This window comes from Bacteroidales bacterium (assembly GCA_021157585.1).
Classification (GTDB): Bacteria; Bacteroidota; Bacteroidia; order Bacteroidales; family UBA12170; genus UBA12170.
Map to the genome: position 1 here is coordinate 1 of JAGGWH010000094.1, position 19,758 is coordinate 19,758.

A 19,758-nucleotide genomic window follows, 5' to 3' on the forward strand; every position below is an offset into this window, starting at 1 on the left:
AGTTTGGGTGAACCGTGAAGAATCGCCAAAAAACTCAGGAATGGGAGATCTTTTAGGCTATTCGGCTAAAAACAAGATGAGCATTCAAGCCTATAGTCCTTTGGCACAAGGCAAATTCAGCGGATCCGATTTAAGCAACAAGGATAAAGCAACAATAAAATGTATAGAAAATTTAGCAGAAAAATACAACACTACACCTACGGGGATTTTATTGGCTTGGATATATCGAATTCCTGCAAATATTCATCCTATTATCGGGACAACAAATCTTAATAGAATTAAAGACAGCGTAGATGCTATGAAAATAGATCTTTCAAGAGAAGATTGGTACAACTTATGGATTACCTCAAAAGGAGCTAAACTACCCTGATCAACCTAAAATTAGCCTAAATTCGATATAAAGAATACTTTTAAGCTTCAACGGTTTTTTATAGACAACTCAGATTTGAATAAAACGAATAAATTAATAAAAATATATATTGATATCAAGATAATAAGCCTACATTTGTAGTAACACAACCAACCAAATTATGCCACGAGTTTTATACTACTTCTTAAGCCTTTTTTTCTATGTGCTAGTTATTCCTGTCTCTGCGCAAGAACTAAGTGATGACACTCCTATTTACGGGTTAAATCCAATTCTTCACAACGGGAAAGTTTATAGTTACTTTCCCGGAGATCAAGTAAAAGGACATCAGTACTTTAAGCAAAAGGCTTTCTCCAAAGGATGTGTCTCGATACGTGGTATTAAATATGAGAATATACTCTTAAATTACGACATTCTAAATCAAGAAGTAGTTCTACAATATACTGATCCTCAAGGATCAAATAGATTATTAGCAGTTTCTAAAGCTTGGTTAGAAAAATTCAGTATTTCTAATGAGCAATTTTCACTAATTAATACTCCTGACGGTCATAAGTTAATTGTCCAAACTCTAAATCAGGGGAAAATACAACTACACAATCATTGGACAACAAGAATAATTGCTGAAATATCTTTTGTGGCAGAGCATTACACTTTTGAGAAAAAACGTAATACCCTTTTTATTTCTTATGAAAACAAGCTTAAAAAATTTAATTCTACAAAAGATATTTTGAATCTTTTTAATAATGAAAACAAATTAAAAATAAAACGCTATTTAAAACAGAACAAACTAAAAGCACGTAGAAATTCGCTCAATCAGTTAATAGGACTTATAAATTACTGCAACCAACTATAGCTATGAAAACCTTACTTTTATATTTCCAATTGTTGTGGTTGCCATTATTCTTAACGAATACAGACTCTGACGAGTATATTTCAATACAAGTAGATAAAATTTCTTTTTCGGATTTCGTTAAAATAGTTGAAAATAAAACGAATTTAAAAATATATTACCAAGAAACATGGATAAAAGGATTAGAGGTAACAATTCATGATGACCATATTCTCCCAATTGCTGCACTAAAAAAAGCTTTAAAGCAAACAAAAATTACAGTCTCAGAATGGAATGGAAATTTTGTATTGCTTCCATCAGCAAAACTTATTAGCAGTTTACCACCATATAAAATTAAGAATACAGAACCTATTCCGAAGATATCAGATATTAAGAATAACAAAAAAGAAAGCAGAGTATATTTAAAAGGACGTAAAGCTGATTTGCAGGTAATAACACTTGGGAAACGCGAACAGGCTTCCAATACCAGATTTGTAACATTGTCGGGGACAGTTAATAATGCTATTAGCGGAGAAAATATTCCCGGAGCTACCATTTACATAGAAGAAACAAAAAAAGGAGCTGCTGCAGATTCAGAAGGTCGTTTCTCACTTCAGATAAAACCAGGAAAATATACTGCTCGCTTCAATTTCTTGGGGATGGAAGAAAAAAAGTTTCATTTAAATATATATTCATCCGGTTCTTTTAATGTTGAAATGGATCAAGCCAATTTTGAAATGGATGAAGTGGTAGTTTATGGTGATAAACAAATGAGTATTAGAGCTAAAGATCCAGGCTTAGAGAAAATAGCCGTCAAAAGTATACGTGAAATCCCTATGATGATGGGAGAACCTGATATTTTAAAAGTTTCAGAAATGCTTCCCGGAATAGTGAGTGTTGGAGAGGGCTCAACAGGTTTGAATGTTCGCGGAGGTAATGCCGACCAGAATGCTTTTTACATAAATAATATTCCTATTTACAATACCTCTCATCTTTTTGGATTTTTTCCTGCTTTTAACTCCGAGATTATTAAAGATTTTTCTATTTATAAAGGCTATATTCCAGCATCTTATGGTGGTCGTTTATCGTCTGTATTTGATATTACCACAAAAACAGGAAATAAAGAACATTTTACTGCACGCGGAGGGATTAGTCCTGTTTCAGCAAATTTAGTTTTCGAGGGACCCATAAAAAAAGATAAAGCCTCCTTTTTAATCAGTGGTCGGAAAAGCTACTCCGATTGGCTATTAGCTAAAATTAACGACCCCACTATTTCGGCAAGTTCCGCAAAATTCTCTGATTTTTCAGCTTCTTTAAATTACGATACAAAAAGCTCTCAACTAAATCTGTTTACATATTACAGTAGTGATTATTTTCGCTTAGCCGACTTAAATACTTACAGTTATTTTAATATTGGGGGAGCCATAAATTACGGACATAATTTTTCAGAAAAAAAGCGATTAAATATTTCTGCTGTTGGATCAATATATGGATTTAACACTATCGACACCCAGTTTGAATCTACTGCATATGAACATAATTATCAGATATCTGATTATGAAGTTCGAGCAGAAATGGAGCAAGACTTAACTGATAAACACAACATAGTATATGGAGCAACATTAATATACTATAATTTAGACAGAGGAAGCGTTAGTCCTTATGGAAGTTATTCATTAAAAATTCAAACCGATTTGGGAAAAGAGCAAGCTGTTGAAGGAGCATTATACTTTACTGATAACTACAAAGTTAATCAACGATTAAGCACAAATATAGGATTGCGTTTTGGGGCTTTCGCTCCTATGGGCGAAAAAACTATTTATACTTATTTTGATAATTTACCCAAGGAAGATAAATACATCAACGATTCTATACAATATGCTGCCGGTGAGATAATAAAGTGGTATTTTGCTCCGGATATTAGGGCCGCAATAAACTACGAAACCGACCTAAATGGGAGTCTGAAAATTTCTTATAACAGAACACACCAGAATATTTTTATGCTAAACAATACTATTGCTATTGCACCAAATACTCAATGGAAATTAGCCGATTACTATTTAAAACCAGCTCAAAGTCAACAAATATCTGCCGGTATATTTAGAACAATTCCTAAAGGTGATTGGGAAACATCATTAGAGATATTCTTAAAAACTACTAAATATACGACTGAATTTAGAGACGGAGCAGATTTTATTGATAATCCAAACGTAGAACAATCGGTGCTTCAAGGAGATCAAGATGCCTACGGTTTTGAATTTCTAATAAAACGAAGCGGACATAGGCTTAACGGTTGGTTAGCCTATACATTCTCTCGAGCAATGGTAAGAGTTGCCAGCGAAAATTCTTGGGAACAAATAAATCAAGGAGAGCTTTTCCCTGCTAATTTTGACATTCCTCATGTTATAAATGCAATGATAAATTACAAGATCAGAAAAAGGATAAGTATTTCATCAACATTAACTTATCAAAGTGGAAAGCCTGTTACTTACCCTATCGCAACATATACTCTCGAAGAATTAAATTATATCGATTATTCGAGCAGAAACGAATACCGAATTCCTCATTATTTCCGAACTGATATTTCATTAAAGATTGAAGGAAATCTAAGAAAAGACAAGCTTATTCATAGTTCATTATTACTTAGTATTTACAACTTAACCGGTCGAGATAATCCTTACTCCGTATACTTCGATCAGGTAAATGGAAAATTATGGAGTTATCAATATTCAATTATAGGAGTACCATTATTTACGGCTACTTGGTTATTTAAACTTGGGAACTATGCTGCAGAATAAGATAATACTATATTTAATACCCTTAGTGTTTTTATCGGCTTGTATAAAACCATTTACACCGGACATTGACGGCAATGCTGCAACAAAAATAGTTGTTTCGGGTAAGCTTACCGATAAAGAAGGTTATCAGTATGTAACTCTATCCAAATCAATGCTACTCAACGAAACTGAATATGAATCACTTAGAAACTGTAGCGTTTATATTTGGGATGAAGATGGCAATAGATTTAGCATGACAGAATATTCAAGCGGCTCTTACCGTGTTTGGATGGATAAGGCAGACTTAAAAGTTGGAACAGCTTATCACATACAAATCTTCACCCCCGAAGGAGATGAGCTTATTTCTGAGCCCGACATTATGCCACAAGTTGCTAAAGCAAATTATCCAAGTTTCCAATTAGACAGCATTTATGGAGTATATAATAAATATACCAAAGGCTTACAATTCTCTATCGATATAGAGGGAAATGAATTTGATAGTAAATACTATTTATTTGAGTTAGAGGCCACTTATGAACATCATGCTTTATATGATCGTGAATGGTATTATGACTACGGGGTACATCATATTTTTCCTCCTGATTCTTCCTTATTCTTTTGTTGGACAACGGAAAAAGTTCCTGAAATATTTACACTTTCGACAGAAAATTTAGCTGAGAATAAATTTAAACATTTCAATTTACATTTCGTCACTTACCATCAAGAACATTTAAAATTTGGTTATAGTTTATTATTTAGACAATTAGGCTTATCGCGTGAAGCCTATTTATATTGGGAAAGTGTACGCTTAAACAATAATCAAAATGCTTCGCTTTACAGCAAACAACCTGTTGATACGCAAGGTAATATTAAGAATATTACTAATCCCAACAAGGAAGTACTTGGCTTTTTTAGCGCTTCTGCAATAAGTGAAACCCGTATTTTTGTGGAAGCACAACCAACAGAAACATATCCTTTGTGCATACCTATTGCACTTGACAGAATAGGATTTAGGAATATAGGACGTAGCGATTATCCTGCATTTTTAATGAATGATCCTCAAGGCAGCTATTTTATGATTTGGTTACCTGATCCTTGTGTTAATTGCGCCAGTACTCACGGCACAACCACTAAACCTAATTTCTGGCCTTATTAAAACCTAAGCATGAGAACTATAAAATACATATCGACACTTTTACTTTTTCTTGGATTAGGCTTTGGAAATATTCAAGCTCAAAATTTTAATTTTGGGAAAGAGAGTATTCAATTATTTACGGATCGCACCTTATTTGTGTGTGGAGAAAGTATTCAATATTATGCTCTTCTAAAAAATCAAAATAATCAAAGCAAAATTTTATATGTCGAGTTAATATTACCTGATGGTACATCCCTCGTCTCTCAAAAAAATATTGTTTCTGACAAACATAGTGTAGGAGAATTAGAAATTCCACAAAGTTTATTAACCGGAACATATTATCTTAAAGCATACACCAAGTATATGCGAAATTTCGGAGCGACAAGTTTTGAATACGTACCAATAAAAATTGTAAACCCATATTCCAAAGAATTTTTAAACGGAATAGACAAACCAATTTTTGATACTATTTCTTCCGTTAATACACCTCCAATAGAGAGCGAAAGTACGGATGGAATAAATTACAAAATTACCTTAAACACAAAGGAATTACAATATCTAAGGCAAGGATCTATCAGTATTATTCCCAGCAGTAGTTTTCAGATATCTAATTTTAATATAGAAAACAATAGTACTTATAGTCAGAAATATTATCCGGAAACACGTGGTTTATCTTTAAGCGGACAATTATTAGATAGTATAAGCAAAGAACCATTAGCTTTTAAAGAAATTACTTTATCCATTATAGATCAGAAAAACTTTATTCCAAACCTATCAAAAATAGATGGTCGTTTTTATTTTTCTCTTCCTGAAATTAAAGGCAATTACGACTTATTTATCAGCACGAAAAAAGAAGAAGGTGTTCACCCAATGATTTTAGTAGACAGAGATTATGATACAGAAATAATTGATTTACCTAATCCTCCTTTTAAGCTATCATCACAAGAAAGATTAACCGTACTAAAACTTGCTCAAACGCTTCAAATTAAAAGAAATTATTTTACAAAAATCGGCATACAAAAATTAGATACTTTTCTTACTCCCTTTTATGGAAAACCTAATAATATCTTATATTTAGATAAGTATATAAATATGGGAACTTTAGAAGAATATTTTACCGAGCTACCGGGTTTAGTCAGCATTAAAAATCATAAAAATAAAAAATCATTTAGTATTTTTAGCACTCTTCACGATATGTCTGTCTACTCTCCTTTAGTTTTAATAGATATGGTAGCCGTAGAAGATTATAATAGAATTTTAGCCGTTTCGCCACTTGGCATCGAAAAAGTTGATATCATTCCATTTCCCTATGTTTACGGGGACTTTATTTATGGTGGTATTATCAGCATTCGTACACGCAAAGGAGACTTTGGAGGTATAAGTCTGCCCAAAACAGGACTTTTCTTTAACTTCGATTTTATACAAGATAAAGTAGACAATCAGAATTCGGGGAAACTTAATCGTATTCCTGACACGAGAAACACCTTGTTTTGGAAAGTATTTTCTTTAGAAAACGAATCCTCTTTAGAGATTACTTTCAAAAAAGCATCTTCCTATAAAGATTATTGGATAATAATTCAGGGGATAGACAAAAATCAAAACATAATAATAAAAAAATATAAACTGAAATAGAATATAGGTTGAGGACAACTTTATAATTATAACAATTGAACTTATCCGCAAAATATTTAATAATTATAGTTAAACAAAGTGTTACAATAATTTAAATACTTGGAGCTTTCAGTATTATTAACAGAATGTTTTCCTTTAATCAATTTAATTGTTTAAACTGGGAATTATGCTTAAAAATAAAATTGTACCCTATTATTTACTTTCATTATTTTTTCTCCAAAGCTGTATAAAACCGTTTATCCCAGATATTGACAATGAATCGGCTTTGAAAGTAGTTGTTTCAGGAAAACTCACCAATAAAGAGGGTTATCAATTCGTCTCCCTCTCCAAATCAATTGCTTTGAAAGATTGGGAACATCAAGTACTTAGCGACTGTATAGTTAGTATTTGGGATGATAGTGAAAATGAATTCCCAATGGATGAATATTCAGACGGAGAGTATCGTGTTTGGATGACTAATGAGGATTTAAAAATTGGAACAGCCTACCATATTCAAATTCTCATGCCCAATGGAGATGAACTTGTTTCAGAGCCCGATATTATGCCGCAAGTTGCTCCGGTAAACATTCCAAATTATAAATTAGACAGTACCTTTGATGGAGCTTATAATGCTTTCACAAAAGGCTTACAATTTTATTTAGATATAAATGGGAATAAATCAGACAGCAGGTACTATTTATTTGAAATGGACGCAACCTATGAACATCATGCTCTATACGATCGAGAATGGTATTATGATGGTTCAGTACATCATATTTACCCACCGGATTCGTCTTTATATTTTTGTTGGACAACCGAAAGAGTTCCTGAGATTTTCACACTTTCCACCGAAAATCTATCAGAAAATATATTTAAAGATTATAATCTGCATTTTGTTACTTACCATCAACAGCATTTAACCTATGGTTATAGCCTTTTACTGCGTCAACTTGGCTTATCTAAAAGAGCTTATTTATTTTGGGAAAATATGCGATTAAACAATAATCAGAATGCTTCGCTTTACAGCAAACAACCTGTAGATACTCAAGGCAATATTAAAAATTTGACTAATCCGGAAAAAGAAGTGCTTGGTTTTTATGGTGCGTCAGCAATAAGTGAAGTTCGTATTTTTGTGGAGGCGCAACCAACAGAACCTTATCCAATATGCTCAGCTGAACCCTTAGACAGACTCGGATTTAGAGGAATTGACAGGAATGACTACCCTGCATTTTTATTGAATAATCCCATAGGCAGCTACTATATGACATTATTAGCAGATCCTTGTGTAAATTGTGCCAGTTCTCACGGATCAACTACTAAACCTAGTTTTTGGCCTAATAAATAATCAACTCTGCCAAAACTTTAAAGCAACGAAAACAATAATGGCAATAACCAGTAAAATAGTAGCTAAGATTGTAACATAAGGAAACAGGCTATACTCTTTAAACTCAGTAATATCTTCAAATTCCAGCAAAGCATTATTAGGTTCTAAATCGATATTATCAAAACGTCGTTGATTTTTATTGTAAGAATCCATAAAAGCAGCAAAAACTTCCAATAAACTTTTTGTTTGTAATTGTTTTTTACTTCGCTTAATCAAAACCAAATACTCATCCATATTTTCCTTACGAAGTATAAATCCTTCATCACAAAAGAAATCAATATTGTAAAGCATTTCAACCTCTCCATTAGAAATAAGCATTGAATTTGATAGAACTAAAATCTCCCAATTTCCTTTTTGAACTCGACCATCATTAACAATTAATAATTCGTTATTTCTTTCTCTAAAAATGTAAGTAGTTGCTGCCTGCTCCGTATTCGTAGTGTATAAAATCCACGAAAACTCAAGTAGTTTAGAGGGATGAATAGTATTCTGATGTAAGTACGATAAATGTTCTATTTCTTTTAGAACTTCAGTTTGATTATCAAAAAAAGATTGTGTCAGGTACATTAATCAGTCTTTCTATTTATATTGTTTTTATCACAACTTTAGTCGAATAAAAACGCTCAAATATAGTAAAATTAAACTTGATATAATATATGAATTTAAGCCTTATTTACCAAACAAATCGCTTGAGCGCTAACACCTTCTCCTCTACCAATAAAGCCCAGCCTTTCGGTTGTTGTAGCTTTTACTGAAATAAATTCGCGATCAATATTTAAGACTTTTGCAATATTATCTCTAATCTCGGGAATATAGCTTTGTATTTTAGGTTGTTGAAGAATTAAAGTTGTATCGATATTAGCGATACTATAACCATTATCTCTTATCAATTTATTTACATTCTCTAACAGCAACAAGCTGGAAACATCTTTCCACTTTTCATCTGTATCCGGAAAATGAGTTCCAATATCGCCCAAAGATAGAGAGCCCAATAATGCATCGCAAATGGCATGTAAAAGTACATCTGCATCAGAATGACCTAAGCTACCTTTCTCAAAAGGGATATTTACTCCTCCAAAAATTAGCTTTTCACCTTTTACTAAACGATGAACATCGTAACCCGTTCCAACTCTATAATTCATTATTTGCTAAAAATAAAAAAAGCCTTGGCAAGCACCAAAGCTTTTAGAAAATATTTTATTATTTCTTATAATTCGTACGATAAAGTAAAACGCAAAGTATTTTTTAATGGATTATTAGGATTAGTAGAAATAAGATAAGAAAAATCTAAGCCAAAAACATTATATTTAAGTCCGGCACCAAGTGTAAAATACTGACGGTTACCTTTTTCTGCCGATTCGTAGAAATAGCCGCCACGAAGGGCAAATTGTTTATCGTACCAATATTCTACACCTCCGGCAAAATTAATCTCTTGCATTTCCTCACTAAAAGGAGCATCGTAAAATGAATGCAACATACCTGTAATTACAGAAACGTTATTGTCGAGATAAGGCTCTATCGGATTTCCATCTTCATCAAGAACGGGAGGTGTTGGCACTAACAGTTTAGTAAGCTCAGCCGTTAAAGCTATCGTATTATAAGAATCCAATTCCATTTCGCCACTAAAACCAAAACGTAAATTAGTTGGAATAAAATCTTTTTGTGTACTGGAAGTATAAGAAATTTTATTTCCAATATTATTCACTGCCAACCCAACACTTACAGTAACATCGTTTCCTCCTATTTCAATCAGGTTACGATAATACATAGAAACATCAGCCGCTACTGAAGTACCGGCACGAGAATCAACTCCATTTATGTTTTGTCCAAGTGTAAGATTAGAATAAATAAATTTTCCGGTAACGGCAGCAGAGAAATTCTCACTTAATTTCCTCGAATATGCTAAATCAATAACCCACTCATTTGGTTTATATGTTCCTAATGATGTTCCTTCTTCATTTGTAAAAGTTATATTTCCTAAAGAAAAATAGCGCAAAGAACCTCCAACAGTCTGTTCGTCTCCCATTTTCTTATAAAACGAAACATAACCTAAACCAATATCATCAACCAAGCCCTTTAGCCAAGGCACATAAGATATATTAAATCCCATATCATCTTCGATAAAAGCAAGCTTTGAAGCATTCCAATAAATAGAATTACCATCGGGAGAAGTAGAAACACCTACATCGCCCATACCACCGGCTCTGGCATCAGGACCTATCATTAAAAAAGGAACGGCCGTTGTTATAGTACCAAAGTCGCGATCTTGCGCAAAAATCGAAGAAGTGCTCAAAAGTAAAACAGTTGAGAAAAGTAGTATTACTTTGTTTTTCATTATCAAATTATTAGTCATTTAAATATTGTAATAAATTAAATCTCTTTCAAAAAGTTCACAAAAATAACGAAATATTTAAGCGTTTAGTATTCAAGCTTGATTATCCTTTATTTTAAATATACCAATTTCGAAGTTTTACTTCTCTGGATGCCATTTTCATCGCTTAATTGCAAACGATAAATATACATTCCTTTCATAATCTTACTTCCATACTCATCAGTACCATCCCAACTAATATGATTAATACGTGAAGAATAAGGCATAAAAGTATCTTCTATATGTTTTACTAATCTACCATCAATACTAAATATATCAATAGTGAGCAATAGTTCTTGACCATCAGTATTTTGCTCAAACGAGAAAGTTGTTCTATCATAAAACGGATTAGGATAATTCATAACTGCCTCTAAAGCTAAATTTGCAGAGGCAGAAACATAAAATTTCAAATTTGCTGTTGAAGAGTTATTATAAATATCCCAAACTTTAAATGTTAACTCGTGCTTACCATCATCGAGTTTAGAGAATGGATAGCGAATAGTCCCACTCTGATATGTACCAATATCCGACTCATAATAATCGTTTAAGATTTTAATATCGGCGGCATTAACATCTAAAATTGCAGTAATATCGTGACCAATACCATTACCAATAGTATTAATTCCATTCTCGTCTCTAACTTTTGCCAAAAGAACAGGATTTTCGTTAGTCATTCCTCCTTCTATAAAATTTTCATCATTTAAAAAAAGTTCAATCTGTGGTCCTTCGGTATCTACCTGACTATTTTCATCGAAGCCTCCTATAATAATATCACGATTATATCCCGAAGCATCAGTATTTTCACTTGAAGCATATATAGATAATTTACCCAATCCATAATTGTACGCAATATCTTTTGGAACTACAAAAGAGAACTCAAAGTCACCATTTTTCACTTCTGCTTTCCCCTTATAAAGCACACTCTTTTGTAGATTAAACGAAAAGGGATCACTTCCGGGATCATTGGCAAGAGTGGTAATATTAGTTACTTTATCAAATACTAAGGGATACACATGTCCATTAAAACTGCTAAGTTTATTTCCATTTGGATCGTTTATCTGTCCCTTAATATTTACAAACGAAAGTGCTTTTAGAGTATCGTTATCCTGATTTACAGTCGACTCATTAATTTTAGTAATCTGAGTAAAATTTTTCGGAATACTAAATTTCAAAGCAGGATCGCCAAGCAAAACAAACTTCATTACATTAAAACCTGAACCACTGGAACGTTTAATCATCTTAAGAATATCTCCCATACGTATATAATCGTGATTAGGATAATTCAAAGCATAATTATAAAAATACTTACTCATAACAAAGTTTGAGCCGGCATAAGTGGCACGCGAAGTAGTAAAAAGAGCTATTCCTCCACCCTTTTCATTCAGAAAAATAAACTCTCCTGCCGAAACACGACTAGGATCATCATAACGAGCAAATTCACAAGTAGCAGTAAGAAATACAGGAAGTTTTTCTTTATTAGACCAACTTTCTATATCGGGCATATCCAAATATCTCTCTTGTCCCCAACCTGTCTCGCCTCCGTGACCGGTATAACTCAAAATTAGCGCACCTTTGTTAACCCGTTCGTTAATAGCTTCGTTCACTTTTGGATAACGCTGTCCGGCAGGAGTAGAAACCTGAGGAAAAGCATCGACATATATTTTATCCAAATTACCTCCCGGGAAAATAGTATCTACCATTTTAGCCAAATCATCTGCTTGACGGATATGCAAATTATTATCTTCATCATCGGCAACAAAACATATAACATTCCTCCAATCGCCATAAACAGCAGTATCTGAACTTGAATAATGCTTTATCTTTTCTACAGCCCGACTGGCTTCTTCGGTTGAAACTACAGGCAATCTACCAATTCCAATATCCACATCGTCGTAATACATATCGCCTTCATCGTTATCAAGAAAACCAAAATAATCGTCAACAGCTATAGAAATTATTGGATCAAAACTCTCAAAAGATTCATAGGTAGGAACCATATTGGTGTTTATTGCTTCTCTTTTCATATAATCGAATGATGCATCACCAAAAAGCAATAAATATTTCAGCGAGTTAGATTCTGAAGCCGACATATAAACGGAACGTACATAGTCTCTAATTGCTGTTATATCATGCGAAGCACTTGAATACTCATTATATATTTGATAAAGAGGCGTTACTTGTACTTTTAAACCGTCTTGACGATGAAAATCGGCTAAATCTTCGGCTTGACTAATAAACTGTTGTGGGCAAACAATAAGCATATCAATATTAGAAATTGCATGCAAATTCTGATTGGCAATCTTTTCTACAAATTCTGCACTATAAGCCATATTAGAGTCAAATGCTATAAACTCACGGAGCTTATCGGTAACAACTTTAAAATCAGCAGTTGTATTATTTAAATTTAATTGCAGACTTGTAACATCAGTTAAATTACTGATATCCCAAAGCATAGTCGAAGTATTAATATTAGCAATTGTAAACTTAGTAATTGCGTTATCGGCTACCGATTCAGGCGATCTAAAAGCAAGCTGATTATCTCCAAAGATTAATTGTCGTTTTACATTTATTTCTATATAATCCAGCCAAGCAACGGAACTGGAAAGTGGTCTATTATAATTTAAACCAATCTTTAATTCAGGGTCAGCCGTAAGTTGAAAATATTTCTCAAAAGTATTATCGTAAGCATAGGCAGGATAACTTCCTGTTGGTATTTTACTAATATTAACATTACCCAAACTCTGTTCATTATAGAGTAAATCGAAGGAGCTGGTAGAATACGACCGAGCTACCAATTCCACTTTAATAAATGCGGTAGAAGCCGGAACTAAATTTTCAAAATCAAAGCTGTAAGTATTAGAGTCGATAAATTCAAATTTATCGCCGAGCCAACGCCTACCGGAACCTATCAGATTATATGTTTCGTCTTCTATAAATGAATAATCAACAAATTCATCAATTTGGAAATCCGCTTCTTCTTCGGGCTGTAAAATATCACTTATACGTTTTCCGTTTTGATTACCAATATGCACATAATAAAAAGCATTACGATCGTAAATATTTAACTGATGTTCAAAAACATTTTTTGTTGAGTTATATTTCCAAGAATCAGGACCTTGCGCATAAAATAACAAATAATCTGTTGCATCAAATTTTCCATCACCACCAAGCTCAAGGCTTATAGCCAATTCAGGAATATCGGAATAACGAAAATCGGAATTTTTTTCATTTAGCATTCCTCCAAAACCATAAACAGAAATTTTTGCAGGATCTATATCTGTGAGTGAAATACCTGCATTTTGCAAGTCGGCACCGCTAATCTTAAATACTCCACTTTTATCTACTTTAAATTTATACCAATCGCCATCTGCCATTACCGATTCTTCGGCAAATGAAAATTCAGAGGGAGCTTCTTTTTCATTACTCTTCAGCAAATCAATATCCAAACTAAAAGAAGTCAGTAAGCTAAAAGCATTTAATATAGAATTTTTCCTTATCGGGATAAATTCTATTCGAGCAATTTTCTCAGATCCCACACTTTTAAAAGTTGTTTTAACCTGTATTTCGTCTAAAATATTCTTAAAAACAGGATGAAGTATCCCCTGATTTGATTTAGATACCAATTTAAATTGTTGATTACGTATGCTAACATTAATATCCTTAACATCCTTTTCAATTACAATATCGACACGGAAATACGGAACTAACCCATAAGGTCCATTAAAAACGGCATCATTAAAACTAAAAACAGGAATCTGTTCATTTTCAGATATATCCAAGGTATTTATAGCATTCCATACTATTTGAAAATCCTTTTGAACAGACTGTGCAAAAAGCATAGTATTCAACAATAAGAAGAAAATAAATAAGATTCTTTTTAGCATTTAGAGAATAATTTAGTCAATCCGTTGCTTTTAAATTTTGAAGCACAATAATAATCAATTTTTAAAAATTTAAAGCTTTCTATTTTTTAATTTAAACAAAGCTCATTTCCTTCTTAAACGAAATAATATCACATCTATTATTACAAAGTTTAAAGTGCCATTACAATAGAAGTTAATTCCAAACGTTAATTCTACATCAATATTGTTAAAAAAGGCTTATTTTTTCGCACAATAGTGCTTATGAATACGAAAATAATTTGTATTATTGTTTCTTAAAAATAGATCTCAAATAGTTGATTAACGCTATGACCAGAAGATTTGCTACATTCATCACTCTAATATTCCTTGTAATTACTACAGGAGATGCTTGGTCACAAGACGTTACTGTATCGCAGTTTATTGCAAATCCCATGTTTACCAACCCTGGCTTTGCCGGTTCAAATCTTGGTCCTAGAGCTAATATTATGTACCGTAATCAATGGCCAAATCTTCATACTAGTTTTGAATCCTATTCTGTTTCTTATGATCAAAACCTTGAATTTATCAATTCTGGATTTGGGGCGTCATTTATGTCGAGCAAAATTGGTGGGGATGCGTTGGTTACAGCAACTATGAGTGCTTATTACGCATATCAATTTCGTCCTTCGGCCGATTTAAATATAAATTTGGGAGTAAGAGGCACATATTTTCAAAAGCGGCTAAATTGGGGTATTGTTAATTCTTCTCCTGTTTTTGATACAATAAAAACTATGATTGGAACTGGAACTGGAACTGAAACTCCAAATACTACCGTAAAGAATTACGATATAAGTGTTGGGGCGGTTTTCACTTACAAAGAAAATATTTTTGGCGGATTCTCAGCAGAACATCTCAACTCGCCTGATATTTCTTTTTACGAAACTGATACTTTAACAAACTTAGGCTTAAAAACTTCATTCTTTGCAGGTGTAAATATCGATATTCGTAAAAAAGCTGTTCGAGGAACTTATTATGTTCCATTTATAATTACGCCAACAATATATTATCAAGGACGTACCGGCTTTCAACAACTAAGTATAGGAACTTTTCTTACTCGTGGGAGTATTTTTACCGGAGGATTCTACCGCCTAGATTTTAATAATGACGCTGCAGTAGTAGCAATAATTGGGGCACAATACAGACAATTAGTTTTTGGATATAGTTTTGATTATACACTTTCATCAGATTCTACTTTTAATGGTGGTGCACATGAGTTAACTTTGTCCTTTCAAATAAATAATGGATTACATAGAAAATCGAGATCGATGAAACTTGGACCGATATCATCGCCCAGTTTTTAAATGATAAACATAAAAAAAAGAATTATTTTAAAAAATCTAAATAATGTACACATTTCGAAAAATAGGAAGTTTAGTTTTAATGGCAGCACTTATTGTTGCCATGGGATCTTGTGGAAAGAAAAAAAATGAATCACGCACCACAGGATGGAAATATAACGACCCCGATAATGGAGGATTTGAAGTAGCCAAATATGTAGAACAAGAAGCAGGTCCCGGCTTGGTTCTTATAGAAGGTGGAACTTTTGTTATGGGAGCTACACAAGACCCTACCATCTTTACTAGAAATAATCAACCTACAAGAATCACAGTTCGTTCTTTTTATATGGATCAAACTGAGGTTTCTAATATTGATTATTTGGAGTATTTACATTGGATAAGACGTGTTTTTTCTACATATCCCGAAGTCTATAATAAAGCACTTCCCGATACATTAGTTTGGCGACAACGTCTTGCCTATAATGAGCCTTTAGTAAGTAATTATTTGCGTCACCCTGCTTATAAAAACTACCCTGTGGTTGGTGTTTCTTGGGTTCAAGCTAATGATTATGCAAAATGGCGTACAGATCGTGTAAACGAAATGCGTTTAATTGATGAAGGAATTATAGGATTAGATTTAAACCAAGCAAATGAAAATAATTTCAATACTGAGGCTTATCTGTTAAATCTATACAAAAGCGAAGTTGAAGGTAAAAAACCAATTGAAAACTTATCCTATAACCCGGAAGATCCTAATAGTCAAGAATTTCGTCCCTCTCGTTTAGAAGATGGTATCTTATTACCAAGCTATCGCCTTCCTACCGAAGCAGAATGGGAATATGCAGCTTTAGGATTAATTGAAAATTCTGATTACGAAAGAATTAGTCAGAGAAAACGTTATCCTTGGAATGGAAATTATGTTCGTACAACCGACAAAAAATATTATGGCACTTTTGTAGCTAACTTCAAACGTGGTCGTGGTGACTATATGGGTGTTGCAGGTGCACTAAACGACGGGGCGGATATCCCTACAGAAGTTGGCTCCTACTATCCCAATGACTTTGGGTTATTTAATATGGGTGGAAATGTTAGCGAATGGGTAATGGATGTTTACCGTCCAAGTACTTTAGATGACTGGGACGATTTAGGATCCTTCCGTGGAAATGTTTTCAAAACACAAGTTCGCGATCAAGATGGATTTATCACTCAAAAAGATTCATTAGGCAGAATTCGTTATCGTGAAATAACTGTTGCAGAAAGTGAAAATCGTAAAAACTATCGTAAAGCAAATAATATTGATTATTTAGATGGTGATTTTGCATCTATTGCAAATGTTGATAAGTGGAGTTCAACAGATACTACCAGCATGTACAATTTCGGTAGCTCTTCTTTAATTAATAACGAAGCAAGAGTATACAAAGGAGGTTCATGGAAAGATGGAGCTTATTATCTTAGTCCCAGTGTGCGTCGTTATTTAGACGAAAATGAAGCTACAGATTATATTGGTTTCCGTTGTGCTATGGACAGAGTTGGAAGTCCTATGACAGGTAGAAAATAAAAAAATAAATAATTAAATACTAACCCCATTGGCGCAGGCGAATGGGGTTAATTTTTATATAATATGCAAATTAAAGACCTATATACTGTATTTCTTAAACATCCTAAAATCTGTACCGATACACGTAAAGATTTAGAAGACAGCATTTTCTTTTGCCTCAGCGGAGAAAACTTTAATGGAAACAAATTTGCATCTATAGCTCTTGAAAAAGGAGCTGCATTTGTTGTTATTGATGACAAGAAATATCTTCAAAATGATAGACGATATATATTTGCTAATAATAGCTTAAAGATGCTACAACAACTAGCAAGCTATCATAGGAAACAACTCACAATTCCGGTTATTGGAATAACCGGCACAAACGGGAAAACCACAACTAAAGAACTAATTACCACTGTTTTATCTAAAGAATTTAATACTACAGCAACTCAAGGCAACTTCAATAATCATATTGGTGTACCATTAACGCTACTTCAAATAAATAAACATACAGAAATTGCCATAATAGAAATGGGAGCCAATCACCCTGGGGAGATTGAATTTCTTTGCAATATCGCACTACCAAATTTTGGCATAATTACAAATATAGGCAAAGCACATTTAGAGGGTTTTGGATCTTTAGAGGCAATAATTAAAACCAAATTGGCATTATACAAATCGGTTGCAGCTCAAAAAGGAAGCGTTTTTGTTAATTATGATGACGCACTATTGAAAATTGAATCTAAAAAACTAACTAACTTTTCTTACGGACAAGATAACAACTATGATTTTCACGGACTTATTTCTAAAGAGTTTCCATTTTTACAATTAAAATGGGGATTAAAAAACAAAACAAACAAATACACTATAAAGTCTAAGCTTTTTGGAAATTATAATTTTTCAAATATTATGACAGCTGTTTCGGTTGGACAATATTTTAAAATTTCACCCGAAAAAACCTCAACCGCTTTAGAGAATTATATACCTCAAAATAATAGATCTCAATTTATTAAAGGAAAAAATAATGAATTGATTTTAGATGCTTATAATGCCAATCCCGAAAGTTTAAAATTAGCTTTAGCAAATTTCTCAAACGATAAACATCCTAAAAAAGCTATTATTTTGGGAGACATGTTTGAATTAGGGAAATTTGCCTTTCAAGAACATAAAACTATTCTCGATTCAATAAAGTTAGAATCTTTTAAAACAATAATCTTTATTGGTCCACTATTTAAGCAATTTGAAAAAGAATATCGAGATTTTCATTTTTTTGAAAATACGACAGAACTTATTAATAATATTTATTCTTTGAATATTAATCAAATGCGAATTTTGATAAAGGGATCTCGTGGTGTTAAACTCGAAGTTTTACAAGATTATTTAATCTGATGAAAACCTATAATGTCATCGGAATTATGTCGGGAACTTCTCTCGATGGTTTAGATTTTGCTTATTGTAAGTTCTCGTTTAAACAAGGTAAATGGAAGTATCAGATACAAAAAGCCGAAACAATTCCGTATTCGCCAAAATGGGGAAAACGCCTAAAAAACTTACCCAAAGATAGTGCTTTAGAATTTGCACAAACAAATACTGATTACGGTCATTATATTGGAGAAATGGTAAGTGCATTTATTAGTAAACATAAACTTGAAGTCGATTTTATCAGTAGTCACGGACATACTATATTTCACCAACCAAAACTTAGATTTACAAGTCAGATTGGTGATGGAGCATCTATTGCTGCCGAAACAAGCTTAGACGTAATTTGCGATTTCAGAAGCTTAGATGTTGCACTTCACGGACAAGGAGCACCATTAGTTCCTATCGGAGATCGGGAATTATTTTCAGAATTTGACTACCGATTAAACTTAGGTGGTTTTGCTAATATTTCCTTTGAAGAAAACGAAAAAACATTGGCTTTTGATATTGCACCTGCAAATATTGCTTTAAATTATTATGCCGAAAAGATTGGATACCCATTCGATAAAAATGGTGCTATAGCAAAAAGGGGAGAGCTAATTCCTGAGCTTTTACAAAAACTCAATGCGCTTCCTTATTATCAAATAAATGGTTCAAAATCTTTAGGTAGAGAATGGTTGGAAACCGAATTCTTGCCTTTAATTGATTCCTCCTATCCTATTCCAGATGTTCTAAGCACTCTAGTCCATCATTTAAGTCATCAAATTTCTTTAGTAATTGATAAATCAACAAAAAAAAATGCTCAAATTCTTATTACTGGTGGTGGAGCTTATAATTCTTTTTTAATAGAACAATTAAGAAAAAAGACAAAAATAGAAATTATCATTCCTTCGGATAATCTCATTCAATTTAAAGAAGCGCTTATTTTTGCTTTCCTTGGTGTGCTGAGAGTGGAAAACCAAATCAATACTTTAAAAGAAGTTACTGGAGCAAGAAGAGATTCTATTGGCGGAGCCATCTATAAAGGCAAATAAAGGGTCAGGTTAAAACTTGGATTACGGTAAATTTAGGCAAAAAATATTCTTTATCCGTTTCCTTTTGTCTTGACACAAAAGAAAGCAAAAGTCAAGACTGATTTTTAATAACAAT

At 32.9% G+C, this 19,758-nt stretch carries 14 protein-coding genes; 10 read left to right on the forward strand and 4 right to left on the reverse strand.

Features of this window, described 5'->3' with window-relative positions:
• The 6 genes from J7K39_06305 to J7K39_06330 all read left to right on the forward strand — a co-directional run.
• The coding region (locus J7K39_06305; protein ID MCD6179498.1) for an aldo/keto reductase at positions 1-370 on the forward strand (370 nt) is incomplete at its 5' end.
• Positions 371-530: 160 nt separating this feature from the next.
• Entirely contained in the window at positions 531-1,220 is a 690-nt protein-coding gene (locus J7K39_06310) for a hypothetical protein (protein MCD6179499.1), read from the forward strand.
• 2 nt (positions 1,221-1,222) lie between these two features.
• Positions 1,223-3,994: a TonB-dependent receptor gene (locus J7K39_06315; GenBank protein ID MCD6179500.1), complete on the forward strand. Its 2,772-nt coding sequence runs from the start codon at positions 1,223-1,225 to the stop codon at positions 3,992-3,994.
• Positions 3,981-5,129, forward strand: coding sequence for a DUF4249 domain-containing protein (locus J7K39_06320; GenBank protein ID MCD6179501.1), 1,149 nt, complete (start codon positions 3,981-3,983; stop codon positions 5,127-5,129). Before J7K39_06315 ends, J7K39_06320 begins: the two co-directional genes overlap by 14 nt.
• Positions 5,130-5,138: 9 nt before the next feature.
• On the forward strand, positions 5,139-6,740 hold the full coding sequence (locus J7K39_06325; protein ID MCD6179502.1) for a hypothetical protein: 1,602 nt from the start codon (positions 5,139-5,141) through the stop codon (positions 6,738-6,740).
• A gap of 166 nt (positions 6,741-6,906) precedes the next feature.
• Entirely contained in the window at positions 6,907-8,064 is a 1,158-nt protein-coding gene (locus J7K39_06330) for a DUF4249 domain-containing protein (GenBank protein ID MCD6179503.1), read from the forward strand.
• On the opposite strand, the gene J7K39_06335 is transcribed toward J7K39_06330, so the two are convergent.
• The 4 genes from J7K39_06335 to porU form a co-directional block, all read right to left on the reverse strand.
• Positions 8,065-8,670, reverse strand: coding sequence for a hypothetical protein (locus J7K39_06335; GenBank protein ID MCD6179504.1), 606 nt, complete (start codon positions 8,668-8,670; stop codon positions 8,065-8,067).
• Positions 8,671-8,765: 95 nt separating this feature from the next.
• A complete protein-coding gene (locus tag J7K39_06340) occupies positions 8,766-9,245 on the reverse strand; it encodes a 2-C-methyl-D-erythritol 2,4-cyclodiphosphate synthase (GenBank protein MCD6179505.1) in 480 nt (159 codons plus the stop codon).
• A gap of 65 nt (positions 9,246-9,310) precedes the next feature.
• A complete protein-coding gene (gene porV / locus J7K39_06345) occupies positions 9,311-10,438 on the reverse strand; it encodes a type IX secretion system outer membrane channel protein PorV (protein MCD6179506.1) in 1,128 nt (375 codons plus the stop codon).
• A 107-nt stretch (positions 10,439-10,545) separates the two neighbouring features.
• The gene (gene porU, locus J7K39_06350; protein ID MCD6179507.1) at positions 10,546-14,358 is read right to left on the reverse strand and encodes a type IX secretion system sortase PorU; all 3,813 of its coding nucleotides are present in this window, start codon (positions 14,356-14,358) and stop codon (positions 10,546-10,548) included.
• A gap of 305 nt (positions 14,359-14,663) precedes the next feature.
• Between porU and J7K39_06355 the strand changes: the two genes are divergently transcribed.
• The 4 genes from J7K39_06355 (at position 14,664) to J7K39_06370 (ending at position 19,643) form a co-directional block, all read left to right on the forward strand.
• Positions 14,664-15,677 (forward strand): PorP/SprF family type IX secretion system membrane protein, encoded by a 1,014-nt coding sequence (locus J7K39_06355; protein MCD6179508.1) that lies wholly within the window; start codon positions 14,664-14,666, stop codon positions 15,675-15,677.
• 43 nt (positions 15,678-15,720) lie between these two features.
• Positions 15,721-17,211, forward strand: a complete 1,491-nt coding sequence (locus J7K39_06360) for an SUMF1/EgtB/PvdO family nonheme iron enzyme (protein MCD6179509.1) — start codon at positions 15,721-15,723, stop codon at positions 17,209-17,211.
• A 63-nt stretch (positions 17,212-17,274) separates the two neighbouring features.
• Positions 17,275-18,579 carry a UDP-N-acetylmuramoyl-tripeptide--D-alanyl-D-alanine ligase gene (locus J7K39_06365; protein ID MCD6179510.1) on the forward strand — a complete coding sequence of 435 codons (1,305 nt, stop codon included), beginning with the start codon at positions 17,275-17,277 and terminating at the stop codon, positions 18,577-18,579.
• Entirely contained in the window at positions 18,579-19,643 is a 1,065-nt protein-coding gene (locus tag J7K39_06370) for an anhydro-N-acetylmuramic acid kinase (GenBank protein MCD6179511.1), read from the forward strand. The genes J7K39_06365 and J7K39_06370 overlap by 1 nt, the downstream gene beginning before the upstream one ends.
• Positions 19,644-19,758 lie beyond the last annotated feature (115 nt).

What these genes read in the sequence shown, in the direction of transcription:
- J7K39_06310 (MCD6179499.1), top strand. Translation starts at nt 531, where the DNA reads ATGCCACGAGTTTTATACTACTTCTTAAGCCTTTTTTTCTATGTGCTA.
- J7K39_06315 (MCD6179500.1), top strand. Translation starts at nt 1,223, where the DNA reads ATGAAAACCTTACTTTTATATTTCCAATTGTTGTGGTTGCCATTATTC.
- J7K39_06355 (MCD6179508.1), top strand. Translation starts at nt 14,664, where the DNA reads ATGACCAGAAGATTTGCTACATTCATCACTCTAATATTCCTTGTAATT.
- J7K39_06370 (MCD6179511.1), top strand. Translation starts at nt 18,579, where the DNA reads ATGAAAACCTATAATGTCATCGGAATTATGTCGGGAACTTCTCTCGAT.
- J7K39_06330 (MCD6179503.1), top strand. Translation starts at nt 6,907, where the DNA reads ATGCTTAAAAATAAAATTGTACCCTATTATTTACTTTCATTATTTTTT.
- J7K39_06325 (MCD6179502.1), top strand. Translation starts at nt 5,139, where the DNA reads ATGAGAACTATAAAATACATATCGACACTTTTACTTTTTCTTGGATTA.
- J7K39_06335 (MCD6179504.1), bottom strand. Translation starts at nt 8,670, where the DNA reads ATGTACCTGACACAATCTTTTTTTGATAATCAAACTGAAGTTCTAAAA.
- J7K39_06340 (MCD6179505.1), bottom strand. Translation starts at nt 9,245, where the DNA reads ATGAATTATAGAGTTGGAACGGGTTACGATGTTCATCGTTTAGTAAAA.
- porU (MCD6179507.1), bottom strand. Translation starts at nt 14,358, where the DNA reads ATGCTAAAAAGAATCTTATTTATTTTCTTCTTATTGTTGAATACTATG.
- porV (MCD6179506.1), bottom strand. Translation starts at nt 10,438, where the DNA reads ATGAAAAACAAAGTAATACTACTTTTCTCAACTGTTTTACTTTTGAGC.
- J7K39_06320 (MCD6179501.1), top strand. Translation starts at nt 3,981, where the DNA reads ATGCTGCAGAATAAGATAATACTATATTTAATACCCTTAGTGTTTTTA.
- J7K39_06360 (MCD6179509.1), top strand. Translation starts at nt 15,721, where the DNA reads ATGTACACATTTCGAAAAATAGGAAGTTTAGTTTTAATGGCAGCACTT.
- J7K39_06365 (MCD6179510.1), top strand. Translation starts at nt 17,275, where the DNA reads ATGCAAATTAAAGACCTATATACTGTATTTCTTAAACATCCTAAAATC.